This window comes from Haloprofundus sp. MHR1, from assembly GCF_005155585.1.
Taxonomy (GTDB): domain Archaea; phylum Halobacteriota; class Halobacteria; order Halobacteriales; family Haloferacaceae; genus Haloprofundus; species Haloprofundus halophilus.
Genome location: NZ_CP039833.1, coordinates 1,648,966 through 1,672,271 on the forward strand (window position 1 = coordinate 1,648,966; position 23,306 = coordinate 1,672,271).

Annotated in this window: 24 protein-coding genes and 1 tRNA gene; 7 read left to right on the forward strand and 18 right to left on the reverse strand. The window is 66.8% G+C overall.

Going from position 1 to position 23,306, the window contains the following annotated elements; translation table 11 throughout:
- Positions 1-76: 76 nt before the first annotated feature.
- From thsB to FCF25_RS08330, 3 genes are all read right to left on the reverse strand, one after another.
- Positions 77-1,714, reverse strand: a complete 1,638-nt coding sequence (gene thsB / locus FCF25_RS08320; RefSeq protein ID WP_137049379.1) for a thermosome subunit beta — start codon at positions 1,712-1,714, stop codon at positions 77-79.
- 339 nt (positions 1,715-2,053) lie between these two features.
- Positions 2,054-2,239 (reverse strand): hypothetical protein, encoded by a 186-nt coding sequence (locus tag FCF25_RS08325; RefSeq protein ID WP_117593203.1) that lies wholly within the window; start codon positions 2,237-2,239, stop codon positions 2,054-2,056.
- 309 nt (positions 2,240-2,548) lie between these two features.
- A tRNA-Ser gene (locus FCF25_RS08330) sits at positions 2,549-2,629 on the reverse strand.
- A gap of 89 nt (positions 2,630-2,718) precedes the next feature.
- Here FCF25_RS08330 and FCF25_RS08335 point away from each other — a divergent pair.
- Positions 2,719-2,958, forward strand: coding sequence for a hypothetical protein (locus FCF25_RS08335; RefSeq protein WP_117593200.1), 240 nt, complete (start codon positions 2,719-2,721; stop codon positions 2,956-2,958).
- Between the two features lie 26 nt (positions 2,959-2,984).
- Here the strand turns inward: FCF25_RS08335 and FCF25_RS08340 are convergent, their stop codons facing one another.
- Together FCF25_RS08340 and FCF25_RS08345 are read right to left on the reverse strand one after the other, a co-directional pair.
- On the reverse strand, positions 2,985-3,185 hold the full coding sequence (locus tag FCF25_RS08340; protein ID WP_117593198.1) for a hypothetical protein: 201 nt from the start codon (positions 3,183-3,185) through the stop codon (positions 2,985-2,987).
- Positions 3,182-3,562, reverse strand: coding sequence for a Rid family detoxifying hydrolase (locus FCF25_RS08345; protein ID WP_117593195.1), 381 nt, complete (start codon positions 3,560-3,562; stop codon positions 3,182-3,184). Before FCF25_RS08345 ends, FCF25_RS08340 begins: the two co-directional genes overlap by 4 nt.
- A gap of 90 nt (positions 3,563-3,652) precedes the next feature.
- On the opposite strand from FCF25_RS08345, the gene FCF25_RS08350 reads away from it, so the two are divergent.
- On the forward strand, positions 3,653-4,030 hold the full coding sequence (locus FCF25_RS08350; RefSeq protein ID WP_137048155.1) for a hypothetical protein: 378 nt from the start codon (positions 3,653-3,655) through the stop codon (positions 4,028-4,030).
- A 27-nt stretch (positions 4,031-4,057) separates the two neighbouring features.
- Here FCF25_RS08350 and ilvA read toward each other — a convergent pair whose 3' ends face one another.
- Complete coding sequence (ilvA, locus tag FCF25_RS08355) at positions 4,058-5,269, reverse strand: threonine ammonia-lyase (RefSeq protein WP_117593189.1); 1,212 nt, start codon at positions 5,267-5,269, stop codon at positions 4,058-4,060.
- A gap of 253 nt (positions 5,270-5,522) precedes the next feature.
- Entirely contained in the window at positions 5,523-5,954 is a 432-nt protein-coding gene (locus tag FCF25_RS08360; RefSeq protein WP_137048157.1) for a gamma-glutamylcyclotransferase, read from the reverse strand.
- A gap of 158 nt (positions 5,955-6,112) precedes the next feature.
- On the opposite strand from FCF25_RS08360, the gene FCF25_RS08365 reads away from it, so the two are divergent.
- On the forward strand, positions 6,113-7,423 hold the full coding sequence (locus tag FCF25_RS08365; protein WP_137049380.1) for an MATE family efflux transporter: 1,311 nt from the start codon (positions 6,113-6,115) through the stop codon (positions 7,421-7,423).
- Positions 7,424-7,466: 43 nt separating this feature from the next.
- Here the strand turns inward: FCF25_RS08365 and FCF25_RS08370 are convergent, their stop codons facing one another.
- The 4 genes from FCF25_RS08370 to citZ all read right to left on the reverse strand — a co-directional run bounded on the left by FCF25_RS08370 (position 7,467) and on the right by citZ (position 13,201).
- Complete coding sequence (locus FCF25_RS08370) at positions 7,467-7,694, reverse strand: HalOD1 output domain-containing protein (RefSeq protein WP_117593181.1); 228 nt, start codon at positions 7,692-7,694, stop codon at positions 7,467-7,469.
- 186 nt (positions 7,695-7,880) lie between these two features.
- Positions 7,881-11,489: a PAS domain S-box protein gene (locus tag FCF25_RS08375; RefSeq protein WP_137048158.1), complete on the reverse strand. Its 3,609-nt coding sequence runs from the start codon at positions 11,487-11,489 to the stop codon at positions 7,881-7,883.
- Positions 11,490-11,664: 175 nt separating this feature from the next.
- Entirely contained in the window at positions 11,665-11,907 is a 243-nt protein-coding gene (locus FCF25_RS08380) for a hypothetical protein (protein WP_117593173.1), read from the reverse strand.
- 154 nt (positions 11,908-12,061) lie between these two features.
- Entirely contained in the window at positions 12,062-13,201 is a 1,140-nt protein-coding gene (gene citZ / locus FCF25_RS08385; protein ID WP_137048160.1) for a citrate synthase, read from the reverse strand.
- A gap of 122 nt (positions 13,202-13,323) precedes the next feature.
- Here citZ and FCF25_RS08390 point away from each other — a divergent pair, with 122 nt between their 5' ends.
- A complete protein-coding gene (locus FCF25_RS08390; RefSeq protein WP_137048162.1) occupies positions 13,324-14,562 on the forward strand; it encodes a potassium channel family protein in 1,239 nt (412 codons plus the stop codon).
- 37 nt (positions 14,563-14,599) lie between these two features.
- On the opposite strand, the gene FCF25_RS08395 is transcribed toward FCF25_RS08390, so the two are convergent.
- From FCF25_RS08395 to FCF25_RS08405, 3 genes are all read right to left on the reverse strand, one after another.
- Positions 14,600-14,887: a hypothetical protein gene (locus FCF25_RS08395; protein WP_232819706.1), complete on the reverse strand. Its 288-nt coding sequence runs from the start codon at positions 14,885-14,887 to the stop codon at positions 14,600-14,602.
- A 65-nt stretch (positions 14,888-14,952) separates the two neighbouring features.
- Complete coding sequence (locus FCF25_RS08400; RefSeq protein WP_137048165.1) at positions 14,953-15,318, reverse strand: ArsR family transcriptional regulator; 366 nt, start codon at positions 15,316-15,318, stop codon at positions 14,953-14,955.
- 112 nt (positions 15,319-15,430) lie between these two features.
- The gene (locus FCF25_RS08405) at positions 15,431-16,081 is read right to left on the reverse strand and encodes a helix-turn-helix domain-containing protein (protein WP_137048167.1); all 651 of its coding nucleotides are present in this window, start codon (positions 16,079-16,081) and stop codon (positions 15,431-15,433) included.
- A gap of 210 nt (positions 16,082-16,291) precedes the next feature.
- Between FCF25_RS08405 and FCF25_RS15940 the strand changes: the two genes are divergently transcribed.
- The gene (locus FCF25_RS15940; protein ID WP_256360024.1) at positions 16,292-16,426 is read left to right on the forward strand and encodes a hypothetical protein; all 135 of its coding nucleotides are present in this window, start codon (positions 16,292-16,294) and stop codon (positions 16,424-16,426) included.
- Here the strand turns inward: FCF25_RS15940 and FCF25_RS08410 are convergent, their stop codons facing one another.
- Both FCF25_RS08410 and FCF25_RS08415 read right to left on the reverse strand, forming a co-directional pair.
- On the reverse strand, positions 16,427-18,538 hold the full coding sequence (locus tag FCF25_RS08410) for a caspase family protein (RefSeq protein ID WP_254425849.1): 2,112 nt from the start codon (positions 18,536-18,538) through the stop codon (positions 16,427-16,429). It lies immediately after the preceding gene.
- A 10-nt stretch (positions 18,539-18,548) separates the two neighbouring features.
- The gene (locus tag FCF25_RS08415) at positions 18,549-19,226 is read right to left on the reverse strand and encodes a hypothetical protein (RefSeq protein ID WP_117593158.1); all 678 of its coding nucleotides are present in this window, start codon (positions 19,224-19,226) and stop codon (positions 18,549-18,551) included.
- Positions 19,227-19,349: 123 nt separating this feature from the next.
- Between FCF25_RS08415 and FCF25_RS08420 the strand changes: the two genes are divergently transcribed.
- Together FCF25_RS08420 and FCF25_RS08425 are read left to right on the forward strand one after the other, a co-directional pair.
- Entirely contained in the window at positions 19,350-20,309 is a 960-nt protein-coding gene (locus FCF25_RS08420; protein ID WP_117593156.1) for a succinylglutamate desuccinylase/aspartoacylase family protein, read from the forward strand.
- Positions 20,310-20,387: 78 nt separating this feature from the next.
- On the forward strand, positions 20,388-21,467 hold the full coding sequence (locus FCF25_RS08425) for a pyridoxal-phosphate dependent enzyme (protein ID WP_137048168.1): 1,080 nt from the start codon (positions 20,388-20,390) through the stop codon (positions 21,465-21,467).
- A gap of 135 nt (positions 21,468-21,602) precedes the next feature.
- Here the strand turns inward: FCF25_RS08425 and FCF25_RS08430 are convergent, their stop codons facing one another.
- Both FCF25_RS08430 and FCF25_RS08435 read right to left on the reverse strand, forming a co-directional pair.
- On the reverse strand, positions 21,603-21,791 hold the full coding sequence (locus FCF25_RS08430; RefSeq protein WP_137048170.1) for a hypothetical protein: 189 nt from the start codon (positions 21,789-21,791) through the stop codon (positions 21,603-21,605).
- 133 nt (positions 21,792-21,924) lie between these two features.
- A complete protein-coding gene (locus FCF25_RS08435) occupies positions 21,925-23,196 on the reverse strand; it encodes a tRNA(Ile)(2)-agmatinylcytidine synthase (protein ID WP_137048172.1) in 1,272 nt (423 codons plus the stop codon).
- Positions 23,197-23,306 lie beyond the last annotated feature (110 nt).

Genomic DNA, 23,306 nt, shown 5'->3' on the forward strand with positions numbered 1-23,306 from the left:
AGCGACGAGTGCTTTTGGCCGAGCTTTTACCGAACGAGGGCGGCGTTGCCGCCCGAGTGTAGCGTAAAAGGTCGTGTTACATCGCGCCGCCCATGCCGCCCATGCCGCCCATGCCACCCATGCCGCCGGGTGCGCCGCCTTCCTCGTCGTCGTTGCCGCCGGTCGAGAGGTCGCCCGCGGCGATGATGTCGTCTATCTTCAGTACGAGGTTCGCGGCCTCGGTGGCAGACGAGAGCGCCTGCTCTTTGGCGTGAGCGGGTTCGACGATGCCCGCCTCGAACGTGTCTTCCACGTCGCCCGTGAAGGCGTTCAGGCCGGCGCGGACGTCGCCGTCCTCGTGGGCCGCGCGGAGGTCGACGAGCGTGTCGATGGCGTCGAGACCGGCGTTCTCGGCGAGGACGCGCGGGACGAGTTCGAGCGCGTCGGCGAACGCCTCGACGGCGAGCTGCTCGCGACCGGAGACGGAGTCGGCGAAGTCGCGGAGCCGGGAGGCGAGTTCGACCTCGATAGCGCCGCCGCCGGCGAGCACGCGGCCGTCGGAGACGGTGGTGGCGACGACGTCGAGCGCGTCGTGGATGCCGCGTTCGAGTTCGTCGACGACGTGGTCGGTCGAACCGCGGAGCAGGAGCGTGACGCCGTGGGCGTCCTCACCCTCGACGTAGAACAGTTCGTCCTCCTCGTCGCGGCGGACCGAGCCGAAGCCGAGGTCGGCGTCGCCGACGTCGTCGAGGTCGGTGACGACGCTGCCGCCGACGACGTTCTTGAGGAACTCGATGTCGGACTTCTTCGTCCGGCGGATGGCGAGCACGCCCTGCTTGGCGAGGTAGTGCTGGGCGAGGTCGTCGATGCCCTTCTGACAGAAGACGACGTCCGCACCGGAGTCGACGATCTGGTCGACCTTCTTCTTCAGCTGTTCCTCCTCCTGGTCGAGGAACTGCTGGAGCTGGTCGGGGCTGTCGATGGAGACGTTCGTGTCGACGCCGGCCTCCTCGACTTCGACGGCCTCGTTGAGCAGCAGGACGTTCGCCTCGTCGAACTCGACGGGCATGTCGTCGTGGACGGGGTCCTTGTTGATGACCGCGCCGCGGAGCAGTTCGGACTCGCCGGCGGAGCGACCGGTCTGCGTCTCGATCTTGACGTTCTCCATGTCGACGACGTGCGAGCCGTCGTCGGCCTCGACGGTGACCTGCTGGACCGCGCCGACGACGAGGTCGGCGAGCACGTCCTTGTTGAGCTCCGCGCCCTTGCCCGTCATCGAGGTCTCGGCGACCTTCTTCAGCAGCTCCTCGTCGTCGGGGTCGACCCGCGTCGCGATGTTGTCGACTTCCTCGCGCGCTTTCTCGCTGGCGAGGGTGTAACCTTTGATGACCGCCGTCGGGTGGATGTCCTGTTCGAGGAGGTCCTCGGCGTTCTTGAGGAGTTCGCCCGCGATGGCGACGGCCGTCGTCGTCCCGTCGCCGGCCTCGTCCTCCTGGGTCTCGGCGACTTCGATTATCATCTCGGCCGTCGGGTTGTCGATGTCCATCTCCTTGAGGATGGTGACGCCGTCGTTCGTGACGGTGACGTCGCCCATCGAGTCGACGAGCATCTTGTCCATCCCCTTCGGCCCGAGTGTGGAGCGGACGGCCTCCGCTACCGCGCGGGCCGCGCGAATGTTGTACGCCTGCGCGTCGCGGTCCTTGACGCGCTGGGAATCCTCTCCGAGAATGATCATCGGCTGACCCTGTTGCATTCGCTGGCTCATGGTCTACACCGGGATTGTTTGTGCTTCTATAAAAAAGTTCCGCTGACGAGCTATCGAACGCCACGCCACACACTGTCACTCACCGCTCGAAAACACACGGACCGGACCCGTGAACCGGATACTAATGAACTGTGTTAACAGGAATCTCGAATCGACGCTCGGGGCGGAAAAATCGGCCTTTTATATACAAAATCGACCGCAGACGGCCATCTGCAACTGACTCCGCGTGACAGCGTACGTCTCTTCGCTGTGCGTACGAGACGCGTGGCTCGGCTGTCGACCCAAAAAAAAGCGAAACGGGGAGTTCGGTTACTGCTCTCGACCGTTCAGGGCGTAGAGGTTGAGAACGGCTTCGTCGAGTTCCTCCACGTCGTCGTATATCTCCGGTTCGTCGTTCACGTCAAGCGTCCGTACCTCCCGACGAGCGAGGTGGTGCTCCAGCTGTGCACGCTTGTTTCTGCCCTTCCTCTCGCGGCCGCTTTTCGTGTCAGGCATTTCGTGTTTGTGATTGTCTGCCACCCGTATCAATCTTTCTCTGATTCTCGCTGTCGTGTCGAACGTGCGACCACTCTCCGCGCCGGAGACGGACGTCACGAGTCGTCGAGGACGAGGTGTACTACTCGGAGGTGTTGTCGGGGGAGACGCGCTACGGACAGGGATTTGAACGACGTGAAGACGGACCTGCTCGCTCTGCTCACAGGTTGCGACTTCCCTGATTCAAATCACCTGTCGTCAGGTTCCGACGCACAACACCGCCCCGCGGCGCGACGAGACGCGCCGCTCAGGAGTGTTGTTCTACGAGAACGCCAGGACAGGGATTTGAACCCTGGATCCCAGAGGGAACACGCTTTCCAGGCGTGCGCCTTACCACTCGGCCATCCTGGCTCGCATCGAATTTTGGCCGGTGTCTCGTTTAAACCCTTCCTTTCGCACCGCCCGACAGCACTACGGTACCACGGGCCGAACTACCGGCGATGGCAACGCTGACTTCCGAAGACGAGGGCAAAGTGCTGGTCGACGCCGCGGGCGAGAAACTCGGTCTCGTGACATCCGTCGACGGGAACGTCGCCTACGTCGACCCCGACCCCGGTGTCACCGACGCGATTATGGCGGTCTTCGGCCGCGAAGACGCCGACGCCGACGACTTGGCCGTCGGGGGAGAGTACGTCGAGACGGTGAGCGAAGGCGAGATTCGCCTCCGAGAGGACGTCTGAACCGGTTCGCGGTCACCGTCTCGCCGTCACCGTCTCGCGAGCAACCGCCGCTCCGCGACGTACGAGACGCCCGCGGCGACCGCCCCGACGCCGACCGCGACGCCGACCCGCGCGAGAAAGCCGAGCGGCAGTCGTCCGACCGCGAGGTCGTACCCCTGCACGAGTACGAGGAACGCGAAGAACCCGACCAGCCCCCAGAGGAGACTCGACTTGACGCGTCGGTTCACTCCAGCGACGCGATGGCCTCGATTTCGACGCCGACGCCCTTCGGGAGTTCCGCGACCTCGACGGCGCTGCGCGCCGGCGGCTCTTCGTCGAAGTACGTCGCGTACGTCTCGTTCATCTCGTCGAAGTCGTCGATGTCTCCGAGGAACACCGTCATCTTCAGCACGTCGCTCGCGTCGGCGTCCTCGGCGTCGAGAATCGCCATCACGTTGTCGAGCGACTGCTCGGTCTGCGTCGCGATGTCGGCGTCGTCGAGCAGTTCGCCGTCCGGTGTCAGCGGAATCTGACCGGCGGTGAAGAGGATGGAACCGTTCGTCGTCGCCTGACTGTACGCGCCGACGGCGGCGGGCGCGTCGTCCGTGCTGATGATTCGCTTCATGCTCGGTGGCTCTCGCGGAGACGACTTAATACGCGGGGACCCGGCGACCGAGACGTACCTTCTTCTTCTCAGACGCCGATACGTCTCGTCGTGAACTCCTCTCGCTACGCGTTCGTCGTCGCCGTCGGCGTCGCGCTCTCCACGCTCCTGCTCGTCGGCGGCCTCGTCACCGAACTCGCGTCGTCGGTTATCGAGTTCTCGCTCTTTCTCGGCATCCCCGCCGGTCTCGTCGGTGCCGCTCTCGCGGGATTCGTGTCGTACCGTCACCTCCGGTCGCCGGAGTTGACGACGGCGCGGCGAATCGCCGAGTCGGTCGCCGGATTCGGCTACGCCGTCGTCGCCCTCGCGGGGGTCCGGTACGCCGTGCCGCCGACTCGACCGTTGCTCGGATTCGGCGTCGTGCTCGCGGTCGCCGCCCTCGTCTCGCTCGCTCTCGCCGCACGTCCGCTCCTCGAATCGTCGCGGTAGGGACGGACCACGGCGCGCTTGACCGCTTCAGACCAGCACTTCCACTTCGTACCCCCGCTCGCGTATCTCGGCGAGCAACGCCTCGACGTGTTCCGGCCCGCGCATCTCCAAGTCGAGTTCGACCTCGGTGTCGCTCATCCCGATGTCGCGCGACGTTCGGTCGTGGCGGATGGCGTAGATGTTCGCCTGCTGCTCGGCGACGATGTGGATGAGGTCCTCCAGCGCGCCCGGGCGGTCCTTGAGCACGGTCCGAACCTTGAGATAACGGCCGGTCTCGACCAGGCCGCGGAGGATGACCGTCGTGAGGGTGTTGAGGTCGATGTTGCCGCCACAGAGCGCGGGGACGATGGTCTCGCCCGCCTCGTAGTCGAACGTATCGGACAGAAGCGCCGCGAGCGCGACAGCGCCCGCGCCCTCCACGAGCGTCTTGCTCCGTTCGAGCAGGTACATCAGCGCGACGGCTATCTCCTCGTCGGAGACGGTGACGACCTCGTCGACGCGTTCTCGGATGACCTCGAACGGGGCCGTCCCGACGTTCCGCGTCGCGATGCCGTCGGCGATCGTGTCGACGCTCTCTAACTCGTGTATCTCGCCCTTCTGTAGCGAGTCGGCGACGCTCGACGCGCCTTCGGCCTGGACGCCGACGACGCGTGCGTCGGGCTTCTTCGCCTTTATCGCGGTGGCGATACCCGAGATGAGGCCGCCGCCGCCGATGGGGACGACGACGGTGTCGAGGTTCGGGCAGTCCTCGACGATTTCGAGGCCGATGGTCCCCTGTCCGGCCATCACGTACTCGTCGTCGAACGCGTGGACGTACGTCCGGCTTTCGGCTTCCTCTATCTCGTGAGCCTTCACCTGCGCGTCGTTGTAGTCGACGCCCGAGAGGACGACGTCGCCGCCGTAGCGCTCGGTCGCCTTCACCTTCGAAATCGGCGCGTACTTCGGCATCACGATGGTGGACTCGACGCCCGCGCGCGTGGCAGCGAGCGCGACGCCCTGCGCGTGGTTGCCGGCGCTGGCGGTGACGACGCCGGCCGCTTTCTCCTCCTCCGAGAGCGTCACGATGCGGTTCGTCGCACCCCGAATCTTGAACGACCCCGTCCGCTGGAAGTTCTCCAGTTTCAGGTGGACGTCCGCCCCGGTCATATCCGAGAACGTGTGCGAGTACTCCAGTGGCGTGTGACGTGCGACCTCGTTGACTCGTTCGCGGGCCGCCAGAACGTCCGACAGAGAGAGCATATCCGAGATACCTGTCGGTGGTTGTTAATCGTTTATCCTTAGGGGAAAGGGGAATGCACGTGTGACGTGCAACCTCCGCTAAGCGGTGGGAGTATATAAAAATCAGGCACGCAGAGTGAAAGTGAAAGTGACAGACGGCGTCGACCTCGAACGACCGTCAGACGCCTGTCGGCCACTCGTCTGTCGCGGGAAGATGTCGACCAGGTATCGACCAGATGTCGACCAGATGTCGGTTTCGACGCTCGCGGAACCGTCAGTCGAGCTCGTGTATCCGCACGTCGTGGTCGACGACGTACTGGCGGACTCGCGCTTCGAGCGAACCGCCGCCCGGCCACGAGATCGACTCCTCGGTGTCGAGACGCTCGGGGTCGCCGACGTACACCGCTACGTCCGGTGGCGTCTCGTCGTCGTCGCTGTCGGCGGCCGTGTTCGCGGCTGCCGAGGCTCGCGGAACCTGGACGCGGGCGTACAGCCCGGCGTCGACGCCCTCGTAGCGGTCGAGCGTCTCCACGTCGTCGGTTCGGAGGAGCCGTCCCGCCACCTCGCCGCCCGGCGCGAGCGTCGGATACCGCCCCGAAACGGGATGGAGACCGGAGAGTCGGGCGGGGCCGACGAACACGTACGAGTCGACGAGCTCGGCGACGCGTTCGGGGTCCGTGAGCGTCCCGTACACGAAGAAGTCCATACCGGAGAGAGTACCGGCAGCCACTTCCCCCTTCGGGGGGCGTAACACGGTCTGTATCCTGGTCCGCGTATGCGCGGAGACGACGAGGGGCGACCGTGAGTCTGTGGCGACGGCTACGGCCGGTCTGGCGGCGGGTGCTCTCGTTGGCCTGGCCGGTGATGGCCGAGCAGACGTTCCGGACGCTGATGCGGACGACAGACGTCATCGTGACGGCGCTGTTCTCGCCGGCGGCCGTCGTCGCCATCGGTCTCGCGGACCTCTACGCCCGATTCCCGCTCCGCATCGGTCTCGGACTCGGCGGCGGCGCCATCGCGCTCTCGAGTCAGGACACCGGAAGCGGCGCGACGGCCAACCGCGACGAGGCCATCACGCAGGCGCTGTTGATGGGAGTTCTGACGGGAGTCCCGTTCGCGCTGTTCGGGCTCTTCTTCGGCGAGTGGGCGATTTCGATACTCGGCGCTTCCGAGCGGGTCGCCCGGCTCGGCGGGCAGTATCTCGCGCTCATCTTCGCCACCGCACCGGCACGTCACGTCGCGCTCATCGGCGCGCGTTCGTTGCAGGGAACCGGCGACACGCGGACGCCGATGTACATCAACGTCTTCGCCAACGCGCTCAACATCTCGGGAACCGTCGTGCTCGGCCTCGGCCTGTTCGGCTTCCCGGAGCTGCGCGTCGTCGGCGTCGGCGTCTCCACGGCCGCAGCCAACGTCGTGACGGCGGCGCTTCTCCTGCTTGCGATGTGGACGCCGTGGAGCGAGGCGTCGTTCGCGCGGCCCCGCGACCTGGTCATCGCTCGGCAACTCGTCGAGGTCAGTCTCCCGCGCATCGCCGAGGGGTTCGTCGCCACGCTCGCGGAGTTCCCGTTCAACTCGCTGCTTCTGGGCTTCGGCACCGCCGTCAACGCCGGGTTCCAGATCGGTCGCCGGATGTACCAACAGGTGACCGGTCCGCTCTCTCGCGGGTACAGCGTCGCCGCCAGCGTCGTCGTCGGGCAGGCACTCGGCGACGGTGACCCAGAGAGGGCCAGGTTCGAGGGGTGGGCCGTCGCGGCGCTCGGCGTCGTCACCGTCGGCGTCGTCGGCCTCCTCTTGGTGCTCGGCGCGGGATGGTTCGTCCGCCTCTTCTCGGACGACCCCGAGACGGTCCGGTACGCGACGAACTTCGCGCGGGTGTACGGGCTCTCGGGGTGCGTGCTCGTCGTGTTCGTCGCGCTCTCGGGGGCGCTACAGGGTGCGAGCGAGACGCGGACGCCGTTCGTCGCGCGCACTACCGGGATGCTCGGCTTCTTTCTCGGCTTCTCGTGGCTGGTCGGCGAGACGCTCGGTTACGGTCCGCTCGGCGCGTATCTCGGCATCGGACTCAGCTATCTCTGGATGGCGCTCGTCGTCGGCTGGAGTTTCCGCAGAAGCGACTGGGCGAGTCGCGCGGCGAGAATGATGGCCGAGCGAGGAAGCGCGACCGAAGGGTGACGGGCCGCTGTGAGTCGGAGCGACGCTCAGCGTCAGCGTACGCTCAGCGTCGGAGCGACGCTTTCGAACCGCTGTTCGACGTGACGCTGGCACGCTTGTCGAGTCGCGTCGCGGTGACTTTTCCGTCGTCGTAAGCCGTGACCTCGCATCCGCAGAACGTGAATATCGTGAGGAGCAGACCGTCGTCGCTGGCTCTTCGGTGGGCTCCGTCGAACAGGTCGTCGAGGGCGTCCGCGTCGACAACTTCGACGAGCGACATCTCGAGCTCCATCGGGTTGCTGTTCAGACACTCGGCGACAGCCTCGACCGCAGTGATAGAAACCGGCCGACTACTGGTGGCCCATTTAGTAACCGTATCGGACATTCTCGATTTTCGATACGCAATCCAGCCCCATGTGAGATTCCACTATCCACATCGGCTCCCGGTCTATCCGGGGCGATACTGATAGGGTACCGCTCAGTCGGGCTCGTAGAGGTACTCCAGTACTTTCCGCTGTGCGGCCCTGAGGTGGCCGTTGAGCGTCGATTGAGCGATGCCGAGGCGGTCGGCGATCTCGCGTTCGGTGCTGGACCGCGGCGACTCGAAGAACCCGTTGGCGAACGCCGTCTCCAGCGCCTGCCGCTGTCGGTCGGTGAGCTGCGCGTTCAACTGCGCGCGCATCTCCCCGAGCGTCGGCGACTCCCGCGGTCGCTCCCGGCGAGCGGTCAGTTCGACGCGGTCGTACTGCGTCCGCAGCGTCTCGACGAACGACCGGACGTCGAACTGGTCGGAGACGGTGACCGTGACGTTGCCGACGCCGTCCGCGGCGTCGAACCGCCGCGGGACGACGCCGTAGTCGACGAACGTCTGGAAGATGTGTTCGACGCCGACGGTGCACTCGAACACCGCGTCCGACCCGCTCTCGTCGACCAGACGGAGCTCTCGAACGTCCAGCGTCTGCTTCGTGTGTGCGACGAACGACTCCGAATCCACCCCGCGGGCGGTGAAGACGGCGCGGAGACCGCCCTCCTCCTGCGTCACCAGGTCGTCGAGCTCCAGCGAACAGTCCAGCTCCTCGCTCGCGCGGAGATACGAGACCGAGTCGTCCTCGACGGTGAGTTCGAGCTCGACGTCGGCGTCGCCGACGAGACTTCGCTTGCTCTCGACGGCGTTGATAGCGTACGCCGTCGTGTTGCTCAGTTCGCGCAGCACCGACCGCTCCATCTCGTCGAACACGTCCGGTCGGTCGGCGTAGACGCAGAGCACGCCGTACGACGTGCCGTGGTAGCGAAGCGGGAGACAGATGAGCGACTGGTAGCCGCGTTTCAGCGCCTCGCTGCGCCACGTGTCGAACGGCGGGTCGTCGTGGAGGTCGTCGACGACGACGGGGTCGGCGCTCTCGACCGCCCGAACCGACGGATGCGTTCGGTCCGTGAGCGCCCGCAGTTCCGAGAGGTAACCGTTCTCGAATCCGGCGGACGTCCGAGGCGCGACCGTGTCGTCGACGACGTCGCGGCCGCCGATCCAGGCGAACCGATACGGTCCCGTCGTCGTCAACTGCTCGCAGACCGACCGCTCTATCTCCGCGCGGGAGGTGGCGTCGACGAGCGTCCGGAGAACCTGACGCGTCACCCCGTTGACGCGGTTGAGGCGGCCGAGCGTCCGGTTCTGCTCGCGTAGCTGCGTCTGCTGCTCGACGAGACGCGCTTCCCTGTCGCCGCGGTCCAGCGCCGACTCGGTGTTGGCCGCGAGGATGCGGGCGAAACTCGCCGTCTTCGGGTCCGGGCTCCCCCCGAGGAGGAAGACGCCGTGACGGCCCAGCGGGTAGACGGCGACGTCGAACGGATCTGACTCCTCGTCGACCGGTTCGACGTCCTCGAAGACGTACCGCTCGCCGTCGACGTACGCCTGCCAGGCGAGCTCCGCCTCCGGGTCGAGCAATCGCTCCACGTCGGCGAGCCGCCCGTCGGTCGCCGACCCCGTCTGCGGGCGGAGCGCCCCGCTCGTCTCGTCGTACAGCGCGACCGAGACGAACGGTCCGTCGAGCACCCCCGCCGCGGTGTCGACGGCGATAGTCGCCATCTCCCGCTGGGAGTCCGCGTCGAGCAGCCGTCCGGCGGCCTTCGAGAGCGATTCGAGCTGTCGTTCGCGCTCTCTGTGCTCGCTGATGTCGCGAACGACGCCGACGCGCCCGCAACCGCCGTCGTCGCTCGGGAACGGAGTAACCGTCGTCGCGGCCGGGAAGACGCTGCCGTCGCGCCGTCGGATCTCGCTCTCGACGACCGCTCTGGTTCGGTCGCCGTCGAGCTGTTCGCGGGTCAGTCGCTCGACGGTCCCGCCGACGTCGTCGGCGCGGAGCAGTTCGCTCTTCTCGCCGAGCAGTTCCGAGCGCGAGTACCCCACCAGCGAGGTGAACGCGTCGTTCACGGCGGCGAAGCGCGACTCCCCGTCGACGACGTACACCGCGTCGTCGACCGTCTCGACGACGGCCTCGTACTGTTCGAGTTCCTGTTTGCGTCGGTGCCGGTCGGAGACGTCGCGGAAGTAGGCCGACACGCCGGTCTCCGAGGGGTACGCTCGAACCTCGAACCACGCCGACAGCGGAGGGAAGTACTCGACGAACGTCGTCGGCTCCTGCCGGCGCATCACCTCCCGGTACTCGTCTTCGAACGTCGTGCCGACCGCCTCCGGAAACGCGTCCCAGACGGACTCGCCGAGCAGCTCCTCCTCCGTGCGCCGGAGCAGCTTCTCGCCCGTCTCGTTGACGTACGTGAAGCGCCACTCGGTGTCGAGCGCGAACACGGCGTCGGTCACCCGGTCGAGCACCTCGCTCAGCTCCGTTCGGAGCTGTCGTCGCTGCTGCCGAAGCGTCTCGGTCCGCTGCTTCCGTTCGGTGACGTCTTCGGCCACGGCGACGACGTGTCTGAGTTCGCCCGTCTCGTCGGTCACGGGCACGGCGTCGACGCGGAGCGACCGGCGACTGCCGCCCGCGCGTTCGACCACGAGTTCCTCGCCGTACACCGGTTCGAGCGTCCGCTCAGCGCGGCGTATCGGTCGGTCGTCGACGGCCATCGGCTCGCCTTCGGCGTCGAAGAAGCGAACCGACGGTCCCACCGCCCGCGAGTCGTCCTCGGCGGCGAAACCGAACAGCTCTCGCCCCCGCGCGTTGCCCACCGTGACCCCGGTCTGGCTCTCCCTGACCGCGAGCGCGACCGGTGCCGTGTCGAGAAGTCGCTGGACGACTTCGCGCCGGTGGGCCGGGCTGGACGGGTCGCCGACGCGGTCGGAGGCGCGCTCGACGACGCCGACGCTCCCTCGAACCCGGTCACCGGTGCCGACCATCCGACTCCGAACCTCACAGCGGACGGACGACCCGTCCACCGTTTTCAGCGCGGTTGTCGCCGTTCTCACGTCGCCGTCGTCGGGAGCAGTCGACGCGCCGTCGAGCGGGTGCAACCGCTCGGCGGTCTCGGCGTCGAACAGCCTCGAGACGTGTTCGCCGAGCAGTTGCTCCTGACTGTACCCTGTTATCGACGCGACACCCTCCGACACCGTGACGAACCGCCTGTCCGTGTCGAGGCGATAGAGCGCGTCCCCGGCGACCTCGAAGAGGCCGTCTGAGATAACCGGGTCCCCGGGGCTTCGGTCGTCGTCGATGCCGTCTCGTCGCTCGCCGACCCTTCTATCGTCCTCGTCGGTTTCGGTGTCTTCGCCGTCGTGTTCGCGTAGTACGGCGACGAATCGGTCCTCGGTGCCGGTTCCGTCTTCCGCCGGTCGCAGTTCCAAATCGAGGCGACGCCTCTCCTCGTCGGGCCCGCGGCCCCACCCGGTCGATTCGGCGCGACCGTTCCGAGTCACGGCGTCGCACAGCGACGCCGGCGTCTCTGTCTCCGCGCACGGTCGGTAGAACACCGACAGCGGCTGTCCGACCACATCGTCAGCAGTTCGACCCGTCATCCGCTCCGCTCCCGCATTCCACGACACGACCTGCCCGTCGACATCCAGAACGAACACCGCGACCCCGTCGGTGCAGTCGAGTAGCGTTTGGAACTGTAGCTCCGTCGCCACAGTGTCCCTGTCGTTCATCGAGTGTACTGTCCTCACGCCGTGGACAAAAACGCTGTGTGTGCGAAGTTACACTCTCAGTGACTAGTCACTCCCGAAAACTGAACGGCGGCGACCGTTCGAACGAGGCGAACGCAGTTCGACCCGGAACTGTCGCTGGGGCGCGGGACGAAAGAAACGAGGACGGGTGACCGAACTACCGCTGTCGTTTGAGTGCCCACCGCGACAGCACGCCGACCGCGACGCCCGCCGCGAACGCCTTCGCCATGTCCTCGCGGCGACGGCGCTGGTACTGTTCGGGGAAGTACTCCTCGGCGGCCTCGACGGCGAGTTCGCCCAGTCGAGAGCGGAGCACGTCGGCTTGTTTGTCGGCTTCGGCCTTGGCTCGAACTTTCGCTCGCTGCTTCATCTCGTCGGTGTCGACGCGTCGTTGTGCCATGCACCGCGCCGTAGGCCGTTTGTCTGTAAAACCCTTGTGGCCCGGTGGAATTCACGAACGCTGAACCGTCCGTCGACGCCGTCAACGGGGCGTGAGGCGGCCTTTTACGCTGCGCACGCTCACCGCGTTCGCCCCGGAGAGCGGACCGTGAGGACTACCGCTCGTCGATGCCGACCCACTCGTTGTGCTCGTCGCCGACGTAGCGGGCACGGGGTCGGATGAGACGGTTGTCGTCGTACTGTTCGAGGACGTGGGCGACCCACCCGCCGACGCGCGACATCGCGAAGATGGGCGTGTAGATGTCGATGGGGATGCCCATCTGGTAGTACGTCGAGGCCGAGTAGAAGTCGACGTTCGGCGCGAGACCCTTCTCCTCGGAGATGTACTCCTCGACGGCGACGCTCATCTCGTACCACTTCGTGTCGCCCGCCGCCTCGCCGAGTTCCTCGGACTTCTCGCCGAGAATCTTCGCGCGCGGGTCCTTGACGTTGTAGACGCGGTGACCGAAGCCGGGGACGCGGCGACCCTCGTCGAGCGCCTTCTTCACCCACTCGGTCGGGTCGCGGTCGCTCTCGTCGACCTCTTTGAGCATCTTCATCACGTTCGCGTTCGCGCCGCCGTGGAGGCTCCCCGAGAGCGTGCCGACCGCGCTCGTGATGGCGCTGTGCAGTTCCGACAGCGTGGAGGCGGTGACCATCGCCGAGAACGTCGAGGCGTTCAGACCGTGGTCGGCGTGGAGCACGAGCGCCATGTCGAACGTCTCGGCGAGCACGTCGTCGGGTTCCTCGTCGTTGAGCATGTAGAGGAAGTTCGCGGCGTGACCGAGGTCCTCGCGCGGTTCGACCGGGTCGTTACCGTTTCGGAGGCGGTTGAACGCCGCCAGCGCCGTCGGGAGCTTCGCCGTGATGCGCCGCCCCTTGCGGGCGTTGACCGCCTCGTCGGTGACGTCCTCGACGTCGGCGTCGGGGTCGTACGCCGAGAACGACGAGACGATGGTCCGGAGCGCCGCCATCGGCTCTTCGTCCTGTTCGGCGAGTTCGCGAATTTCGTCGTACGCGCCGTCGTCGAGGTGTCGCTCCTCGGCCATCGACGCCGAGAACGAGTCGAGTTCCTCGCGTGTGGGAAGTTCCCCGTGCCACAGCAGATAGAGCACTTCCTCGTAGCTCGCGTTGCGCGCGAGGTCCTCGATGGTGTAGCCGCGATAGATGAGACGGCCCTCGTCGCCGTCGATGTGACTGAGTTCGGATTCGGCGACTAGGACGCCTTCAAGGCCCCGTTTTAGCTCGTCTGCCATGTCACGAAGGTTCATGACCCTTTCAAAAAAGCGTTGCCGTTCTCGCCTTCACTGCCGGGTTTTACCTTCGCCGGTGCGACGGCCTGACAACCCTTTTGCCGTCGCGCCGAGAATTCGACAGCATGGACCCCGGAGAGGTCAAGTACGAACCCGTGAGCGTGAAAGCGGTGCTCTCGGAGATGAAAGACACCGCCGAACTGCTCATCGACCTCTCGTACTCCGCCGTGTTGCACGGGAGCGACCAACTCGCCGCCGAGGTACTGACGCTCGAAGAGCAGATGGACATCCTCCAGTTCAAAGCCCGAATGAGTCTCCTGATGTCCGCGCGCAGCACCGAGGACGCGGAGGCGCTCGCGCCCGTGCTCGGCGTCGTCGGCGCGGCGGAGAAAATCGCCGACGCCGCCGGCGATATCGCCAAGATCGTCCTCGAGGACATCGGTCTCCCCGAGGCGATGCGCGCGGCGCTTCCCGAAGCCGTCGAGGCGGTCGTCCGCGCCGAACTCGTCGAGGGGACGCCGTACGACGGCCGGACGCTCGCCGACATCAACATGGAGACCGAGACCGGCGTCCGGGTCATCGCCATCCGGCAGTCGCAGCCGACGGGGAAGACGGGGTGGTTGACGAACCCCGACCGGGACGCGACGCTGCGCGCCGGCGACGTGGTCATCCTCAGGGGCCGAACGGAGGGGCTCGACACCGTCTACGAGACGGCGACGGGCGATACGTACGAGGCGCCGGACGCGCCCGCCCCGACCATCGACGACCTGGGCCGAGCCGTCGACTCCATCGTGTTGATGAAGAACATGAGCGAACTCGCCGTCGACCTCGCCTACGGCGCGGTGTTGTTCGACAGCGAGGGCGTCGCCGAGGAGGTCCACGAACTGGAGGCCGAAGTCGACGCGCTCCAGTCGCGCTTCGAGGCGTGGGTGCTCCGCGCGGCCGCCCGCGTCGAAGACCCCATCTCGCTTCGCGGCCTCGTCCACCTCGCCACCGCCACCGAGGAGATAAGCGACGCCGCCCTCGAAATCAGCGAGGGCGTTCTCCGCGGCCTGGACGCCCACCCGGTCGTCGCCGCCGCCGTCGAGGAGTCCGACGAGATAATCGTCCGCCTCACCGTCGGTGCAGGGAGCACGCTCGCGGACGCGACGCTCGCCGAGCGGATGGTGAAAACGGAGACGGGGATGCGCGTCATCGCCGTCCGCCGTCCCGAGTCGACCGAAGAGGGACACGACGGCGAGTGGGTCGTCTCGCCGGGACCGGCGACCGAACTTCACGCCGGCGACGTCATCATCGCGAAGGGGACTCGCGCGGGGGCCGAGCGCCTCAGCGAACTCGCGGGCGACCCCCGAGAGTTCGAGTGACGGTGCGTCCGAGCAACGGTACGTTCGACCGACGGTGTTAGAGCTCGCGCGCCAACCGATACGCCGAGACGACGGTCAAGGCGGCGGTGACGAGCATCGCCGTCGTCGTCGCGAGCACGAACGCCAGCAGGAGAAACCACCCCTCCGGGCCGACGAGCGGGAACTGCTGGGTGCCGCCGAACGGCCCGAACAGTTCGAGTACTCGGAAGAGATACGCAGAGAGCGCCAGCAGCACACCCGACGCGACGCCGACTTTCGCGTGCTGGGGAACCGACAGCGCCCGCACGAGGCCGCCCGACTTCGGTCGCTCAGGAACGTCGCTCACGAGTACCGAATGGGCGCAGGGGCCCAAAATCTCGTCGCTCCGCTTCGGCGGCGTGCGACCGGCGGCTATCGCAACCCGTCGAGGAGTTCGGCGCTCGCGGCCGTCCGCTCGGTCGCCGAGGCCCGCTGCGTCTCCTCGTCGAACGCGACGAGGTCCGCGGCGGCCAACTTCGGGAGGTCGACGTGGTACAGTTCGATTCGGAGGCACTCGATTCCGGCAGTCGACTCGGCGTGCGGTGCGTCCGCTCCCGGCCCGTGCCGCTCGAAGACGGCCTCTGCCAGCGCGTCCACCGACAACGGGGCACCCCGCTCGACGAGTTCGAGCAGAACCGTCCGTCGGCGGTCGACCGCGAGTGCGTCGAACAGTTCGTTCCACTCGTCCGCGTCGAGTTCGGTCGCTTCGGGGGAGTTCGTCGCCGTCGGTCCGTTCATACACATCCACAGTTCTGCGACCTCCTTGACGCCGCGCACTCAACTCTGAAGGCGACCCGAGGCCGGACGAGCCCCGGTCAGACGCCGGTCGCCCGCCTCCGCAGTCGGAGCGTTAGTCGAGAAGCAGCGTGTTCTGTACGAGCGACGCGTTCGCCCGCCGAAGCCGCTGCGAGACGGCGTTCGGCGACACGCCGAGTTCGTCGGCCAGGTCGGTGATGTTCGTCTTCCGCGGAACCGTGAAGTAGCCCATCTCGAACGCGGTGACGAGCGTCTCCCGCTGCGGGGTCGTGAGGCCGTACTCGCGCTGTTTCGGTTCCTGCATCTCCCGGATGCGCTCCAACTCGAACCGAAGGTCGTGGTCGTCGAAGTACGTCCGGAAGTCCTCGAATATCGACCGGTCGACGAACCGGAGCCTGAGCGACCACTTGCCGTCGTGGGCCCTCGCCGAGAGGGCGATACCGTGTTGGTCGGTTATCTCGTCGACCAACTGCTGGACTGACTCGCTCCAGTGGACGTTGTAGAGCGCAATCGACGCCCACTCGCCGACGACGGTGAGTTCGTCCACCGTCGAGTCGTCGGCTACCGTCTCCCGCACCACCTCCGTCGACTCGCTCTCGCTGGACACCCAGAGGAACGGCAGTACCCACTCTCGACTGTGCGTTGCGAGACGGTCGACCTCGACGTGTACGTCGGGAACGCGGTCGAACGTCTCTGCGAGTGCGAACGACTCCACCGGGATAGAGAACTCGGCAACGACGCCCATAGGGGGTCTACCGAACGGAGCGGCAAAAGTAACGAGCAGAGACTGTCAACTCGACCACGGGTCGAGTCCGAACCTGAACGGTTTCGGGACATTTTTCGGTCGCTGACGGCGAAACTCACAGCCGGGAAGTGTATGAGTTTTTAGCACTATACATTTATAAGATTATTTTAGTTAATTAAATTTCACCACCGCGTGTCGTAGCGGATGTACATGAGCGACCACCCAATCGCAAGCTACCTGCGCGACCACCCGCGAATGATCGGCGTCCTGTTCACGATGACCCTCCTGCTCTCGCAGGCGGGAGCCGTGGCGGCGAACCACTCGATCTGCATCAACGGTCCGTGATTACTCGTCGCGGTTCGTACAGAACTCGTCGCTCCACCGAAGCGAACCGTTGATTTTCACTGGCGCCCGCTCCATTCTCAGGAACCGTTCGGTTTCGTCGGCGCTCACCTCGAACTTTCCGATAGAGCCAGTCGCCAGATAGTACTTGTCGGTCGCGCTGATGAGCGGCTTTGCCAGCGAACCCAAGTCGTAGGCTTTCGCCGGATAGTACTCTATCTCTATTTCGTACGTGTCGTCAGCCTGCTTGTGGTCGAGGTGGAGTACACTCGGAACCCCACTTTCGTTCTGACACAGCGACAACCCACCGTCGCCGAGGACGATGTACCGGTTCGCGGTGAACACTTCCTGTTGGGCTATCGTCAGCGCCGACCGGAGCGTGAACCCGCAGTTCAGCAACCGCGCCAGCGTCTGTCCCAGTTTCGTCGCCGTCGTGTTCGTCACGTCCGAGAGCGTCACGACGCCGCCGTAGCTTCCGCGTTCGACCAGCGCCTCGCCCTGCTTGTACGAACTGCAGGCGTTGAGCAGAAACGACTCGACGGCCACGTCGTCGAGCTCTTGCGCGTCGAGGAAGCCGTCGACGCACTGCATCCCGCGGTGGTCGACGTGGCCGATGTAGTGCAGGAAGTTCGTCGGCCGCGAGAGCACCTCGGTCAGCTCCTCGCGGGTGAGGTCGTACCGGATGTCGATTTCGAACTGCAACAGGTCCCTGAGGCCGTACAGCTCGGCGACGACTCCTTCCTCGCGCATCTGCTCGTCGTTGCAGACGACGGTGATGTCGATGCTCGTCCGTCCGGAGACGTCGCGTTCGAGGCGGCGGCGGTACGACGCCGCCGTCGCCTTGCTCGCCCCGAGCGGGAACCCTTCACCGACCCAGGCGTGTTCGACCGTGTCCGCGGGTCGCGGGTGGACTATCTCCTCGGTTTCCGCCGCGTCGGACGCGCCGCGGACGAGCGTTTCGCTCGTCCCGCTCGCGGCCGGTGCGCGGGTAGTTCGGCGGAAGAAATCCGTCACCGCCCTCGGTTCGGGCTCCGGCGGCGTGAGCGACAGTCGGTCGGGACACCGAACCAACGAGAGGTCGTTGGCGACGAACGGGAGCATCTCGACGTTCTCCGCGGTCGGCCGGACGTCCGTCGTGAGGTTCCACGCCGGAAGGTACGGTTCGAGGTCCTCGAACGGCATCGAGAGGTACTCCGCGAGCTGTTCGTCCAGCGGCAACTCGTACAGCGAGGCGAACGCGACGTCGAACGCCGTCTCGACGGCGTGCCGCTCGTGGAGGTCGACGGGATAGTACCCCTCCGTCCGCGTGAGACAGTCCAGAAAGAACACCTGCCGGAGCGTCCGCCCGAGCTCGCGCTCGACGTCGCCGTCGGGTGCGAGCGGGAACGACCGGCCGGCGACGTCGAGCCGCGCCTCCGACCCGGGAACGACCGTGGCTCCGAGGTAGTACGCCAGCGGCGCGCTGGCGTACACCGCCGAGCGCTCCGGGGGAAGAACGAGCGTCACGCCCGTCTCCGGCGCTTCGAGGCGGTCGGGGGCGTCGAACGTTTCCCCGCGCTCGACGAGCGGCGGGTGGCCCCGAAGCGTCGGAAACGACCGCTCCGGCGTCGTCGTCTTCAACGCCGACCCGAGCAGCGAGACGGCGCGCATCGTCTCCTCGGGGTCGTCCGGCGTCACGACGGTACCGGCCGGCCGCTCGTGGAACGACCGTGCGCCGACGTAGACGCGCGTCGGACCGTCGAACTCGAACGTCGTGCTCCGCTCGCCGTAGCGTATCGAGACGGCGTCGTCGACGGCGACGAACAGCTTCATCGGTGCCGTCGTCACCTCGACGTCGTAGGCGTCGGCGTCGAGCGAGAGGCCGGTGCGGTTCATCGACTGCGTGACGGTCCGTCCGTCCTGGGTTCGTACGATCACCCCTGCCAACTTCGGCAGGCGAAGCGAGGTCGTGCGAAGTTCGACCGCGAGGCCGACCGGGAAACAGAACGCCGAGGGGCCCGCCTGCCGCGGAACGACCGGTTCGGGCGTGTACAGCTCGAACCGCGCGTTCTCGATACTGTCGACGAGGCGGATACCGTCCCGCCCGTTCAACGAGACGCAGCGGAGCGTGCTCACGGCTTCCCCCTCATATCTGTATCCACCCCGTCGTCCCGTAGCCCGGGACGTGCCACCGCTGTTCGGGGCCGTACGGTTCGCGCTGACGGAGCTCGATGCGCGCGTCGAACACGTGCTCGAACTGGTCGACTCGCGGACTGTCGTCCGGGAGGGATAGGTGGTAGTGGCCCATCCCTTTCCTGTCTTCGACGACGTCGCAGACTCGACGGAGGAAGCCGCAGACCTGCGGCGTCTCGTACGTCTCCGAGAGCGTCCCCAGCGAATCGACCGAGAGCCGAAGCTCGCTCGGGGCGAATCCACTCCCGTCGTCGAACGAGTCGATGGCGCGCGAGATGTCGCGTTCGAGACGGCGGAGCTCCGTGTCGCCGTCCGATACGTCGTGTCCGGCACGCTCGGCGGTCGACCGGTCGGCGCGCCGACGTTCGACGACTCTCACGTCCGCGTCGTCGGCGGAGACGCCGATAGGGAGCCGGGCGTCGACGCCTCTCGTCGGCGCCTCGGTCAGCGTCACGAGTCGCTTGCGGTCCTCCACCGGCGACCCGAGCAGTCGCTGGGTCGCTCGGGCGGTCACCGACTCCGACACTGCCCCCGTGACGAGGAGATTGCAGCCCCGGCTCTTCAACTGCATCAGCTTCCCTCGGAGCGGGTCTACCGACTCCTCTCCGCGACTTCGGCCCTCGGCACGCATTGGTCTTTTGTTAGATAACGTATATGATAAAGTTTTGGAGTAACCGACCGCCTCCGAGGCGCGTTTCCCGTCCGATACGCGGGGACCGAACCCCTAAAGGTAGGTGCGTCCGTCCTTCGACCAATGACGACGACGCTCGGAACTGCGAGCGCGGCCCCCGGCGAGTTCGACACGGGCCGACTGGAAATCGGTGAGGCACGCGACGGCAGTTCGGTGGGACTGCCCGTCGCAGTGGTAAACGGCGCACGCGACGGCAAGACGCTCTACGTTCAGGCAGCGAGCGACGGCGACGAACTCAACGGAGTCGGCGTCGTCCAGCGGGCGATTCCGCAGATCGACCCGGCGGAGCTATCCGGAACGATACTCGTCGTCGGCATCGTCAACTACTACGCCTTTCAGGTCGCCCAGCATCGCAACCCCATCGACGACACGAAGATGAACCGGGCGTACCCCGGCGACGAGAACGGCACGTCGACCGAGCGCATCGCGGCGGCGACGTTCGAGGCGGCGACGCGCGCGGACCTCATCCTCGACCTCCACCAGGGGTCGACGAGCCGGATGATAAACGAGGTCCGCGTCCGCTGCGGTCCGCGACACCGCCTCCACCGCGAGTGTCTCGAACTGGCGAAGACGTTCGGCTGCGGCTACATCCTCGACCAGAAGGGCCCGGACGGCCAGCTCGCCCGCGCGGGCCCCGACGAGGGGATTCCCACGGTCGACCCCGAACTCGGCGGCTGCGTCGGGTGGGACGACGAGAGCATCCGACTCGGCGTCCGCGGCATCTTCAACGTGCTCCACGGCTACGGCTTCCTCGACGGCGACGCCGACTCGGAGCCGCAGACCCGCGCCGGCGGGTTCGACCAGTACGGGTCGCCCGCCGGCGGCCTCGTCGACTTCAAGTGCGACCTCGGCGACCGCGTCTCCGCCGGAGAGACGCTGTTCGAGGTGACCGACGTGTTCGGGCAACTGAAGGGCCGGGTCACCGCCGACAACGCGGGCATCTTCTGGCGCTCGCGCCGCCTCCCGCAGGTCGCTTCCGGCGAGTACGTCTGTTCGGTGGGCGTGAACGTCGACACCGTCTAGCGACCTAGCGCCGACTACGCCCCGCCTACAACACCAAAAACCGCCAGTTACTGGTATGTAGGCTGCCGTTACGGGTGTATGCCGACTCACCTCTCCTGCCACGACTGCGGCCGAACGTACAAGGACCGCTGGCGCTGCGAGTGCGGCCACCCGCTCGACTTCGCCGAGCGACCGCTCCCCGACGGTCCCGCCCCCGACCCGTCTTCGTTCGACGCCCGCGACGGACTGTGGTCGTTTTCGGCGTTTCTGCCCGTCGAGCGTCGAGTGTCGCTCGGCGAGGGACTGACGCCGCTCGTCGACGCCGACGAGTGGAACGCGCAGTTCAAACTGGAGTACGTCTTTCCGACCGGGAGTTTCAAAGACCGCGGCGCGACGACGACGCTGTCGCGCGCGGCGGAACTCGGCGTCGACACCGTCGTCGAGGACTCCTCGGGTAACGCGGGTGCAGCGATCGCCACTTACGCCGCCCGCGCGGGCATCGACGCCGAAATCTACGTTCCCGCGTCGGTCAAGGAGTCGAAACTCCGCGCCATCGAGCGCGCCGGCGGAACGCCGGTTCGCGTCGAGGGCTCTCGACAGGACGTGACCGACGCCTGCCTCTCGGCGGTCGACTCCGGCGACGGCTGGTACGCCAGCCACGCGTGGAACCCCGCCTTCTTCGCCGGGACGGCGACGTTCGCCTACGAGACGGCGCTCCAGCGCGACTGGGATGTCCCCGACGCCGTCGTGACGCCGCTGGGTCACGGAACGCTGTTCCTCGGTGCCTACTACGGCTTTCGCGCCCTCTACGACGCCGGGTGGACCGACCGCGTGCCGCGACTGCTCGGCGCGCAGGCGGCGGGGTATGCGCCGATTGCGACGGAACTCCACGGGAGAGACGCGGGCGGGAGCAACGACGTCGCCGACGGCATCCAGATTCGAGAGCCTGTCCAGCGTGAGGCGATTCTCCGCGCCATCGACGACACCGACGGCGACGCCATCGCGCTCGGCGAGTCGGTCGTCGCCGACGAACTCGACGCGCTCCACCGCGCCGGCTTCTACACCGAACCGACCTGCGCCGTCGCGCCCGCCGCGCTCCGCGCGTACCGTGAACGCGGCGTCCTCGACGCCGACGACGACGTAGTCGTCCCGCTCACGGGGAGTGGGTTGAAACAGTAACACCGCCGGGAGGCGGTCGACCCCCGAAGGCGACGCGCTCGCTCGTCTCGTCGAGCCCAGACGGGCGACGGCGCCTTTCGCGTCACTACGGACACGGGACTGTTCGTCGCCCGAAACCCGACGTAACAGCGCCGCTCAGAGCATCTCGTCGAGAGCGACGTACGCACCCTCGTCCGCCGACACCCACGTGGTGAGCAGTTCCTCGTCCGTCGCGTCCGCGGGGAACAGCGTACAGCGGTCCGGACCGAAACTGCTCGGCGAGATGACGTGGTCGACCTCGAACAACCACGAGAGTTCCGGAGGGGTTTTCCACTCGTTTGTCACGGATAGTACGTCTACACCCCCGGTCTTTACTATCGACTCGCTACCGAGTGTACGGTTGTATTTACTACGACGTAATCTCGGATGTATCCGCTGGAACCGACGGTATGCGGCGTTGTCTCCGGTTCGGGTCGCCTTACCGCTCGGGGTGAGTCGGGGCGTCGAACCCTCCTCTGATCAGCGGTTTTGCGACGTGGCGTCGCGCGCAAGGCGGCACTTCGTACCAGCCCTCTTCGAGGTCGCGCTGCACCTCCCGTTCGGTTTTCCCCGCGTTCTTCGTCCCGCATGCCCGACAGCGATACCCCTGATTTCGGCCGGCACTCTTCATCCGCTTTCCGCACTCCGGGCAGTCGGGAACGACCGTCTCGGTCCGGTTCAACCCCCGAACGGCGAACTTCTCGAGTTTGAGCGTCCCGTCCGACACCTCGCCGCAGACGGTGAGTTCGTCACCCACTCGGAGCGCCCGAACTCGGTCACGGAACCGCTTCGTCGGTTCGAAGGCGACGCAGGGTAAGGTCTCCCCGTGCTCGTCCGCGAGGGTGACGAACACGTGGCCCCCGACGCGCGTCTCAGGCGCGTCGTACACCCGGCCGTCGAGGCGGTAGGCACGGCCATCTTCGACGGAGTCGAGCGCTCCCGACCGGAGGTGGGCGTCGGTCCCCTGATTCGTCAGAAACAGCGCCGTCCGCTCGGTCGGTTCGCTCTCGATGTCGCCTGCGACGCGGCGGACCGCGTCGGCGTCGTCGCCGCGGACGCCGTAGAGAATCGGACCCGGGGCGTTCGGGACGCAGACCGCCTGTCGCTCCTCGGTGTCGACCGTGTCCCACGCGTCTGGGTAGGCGGCCTCGGCGGCCGCGAAGACGGAGTCGTCGTCGACGACGCGCGGCGTGCCGCAGCGGTCGAACTCGCGGTAGGAGATATGTTCGTACGTCCACTCGTCGAACGCCGCCCACGCGCCGACGGCCGCGAGCGCGCCGATGCGTCCCCGGCCGCCGCTCCACCCGCGGTGTCGATACCCCGCCGCCTCGGCCAGTTCGACGGCGCGGTCGGTTGCGTGGAAGTCGCGGACCGCGTCGCGGGCGAACGTCCGAACCGGCTCGGGAACCGCCGAGGGGTCGCCGTCGGCGACGACGACGCCCGGACTCGTTCGCGGGTCGTCGCCGACGGCCAACCGGTCGACGACGTCCGCGGCGAGGTCCATCGCCGTCTCCGGCGCGACGTCCGTGTGGAGCGCCAACGCGGCGTTACCGCGGGTTTTGTGCCTCACGGCGGGGTTGAGCCGCACGAGGAGTCGCCGCTCGACGCGCCCGCCCGCCTCCCGAATCGCGTCGGCGACGAGCGTCGCCGCGTACGTCGTGCACATCCCCCGCTCGCGGGAGTCGGTGTCGTCGAGGCCGATGACCGTCACTAGCCGGCGATTGTCGGGGGGTCTACATCCCGCTTTCGCCTCGTCGTCTCCCACTTAATGCTATCGGTCATGCACGAAAGTAATCGGACGACTGCGAGAGGGTGGTCGGC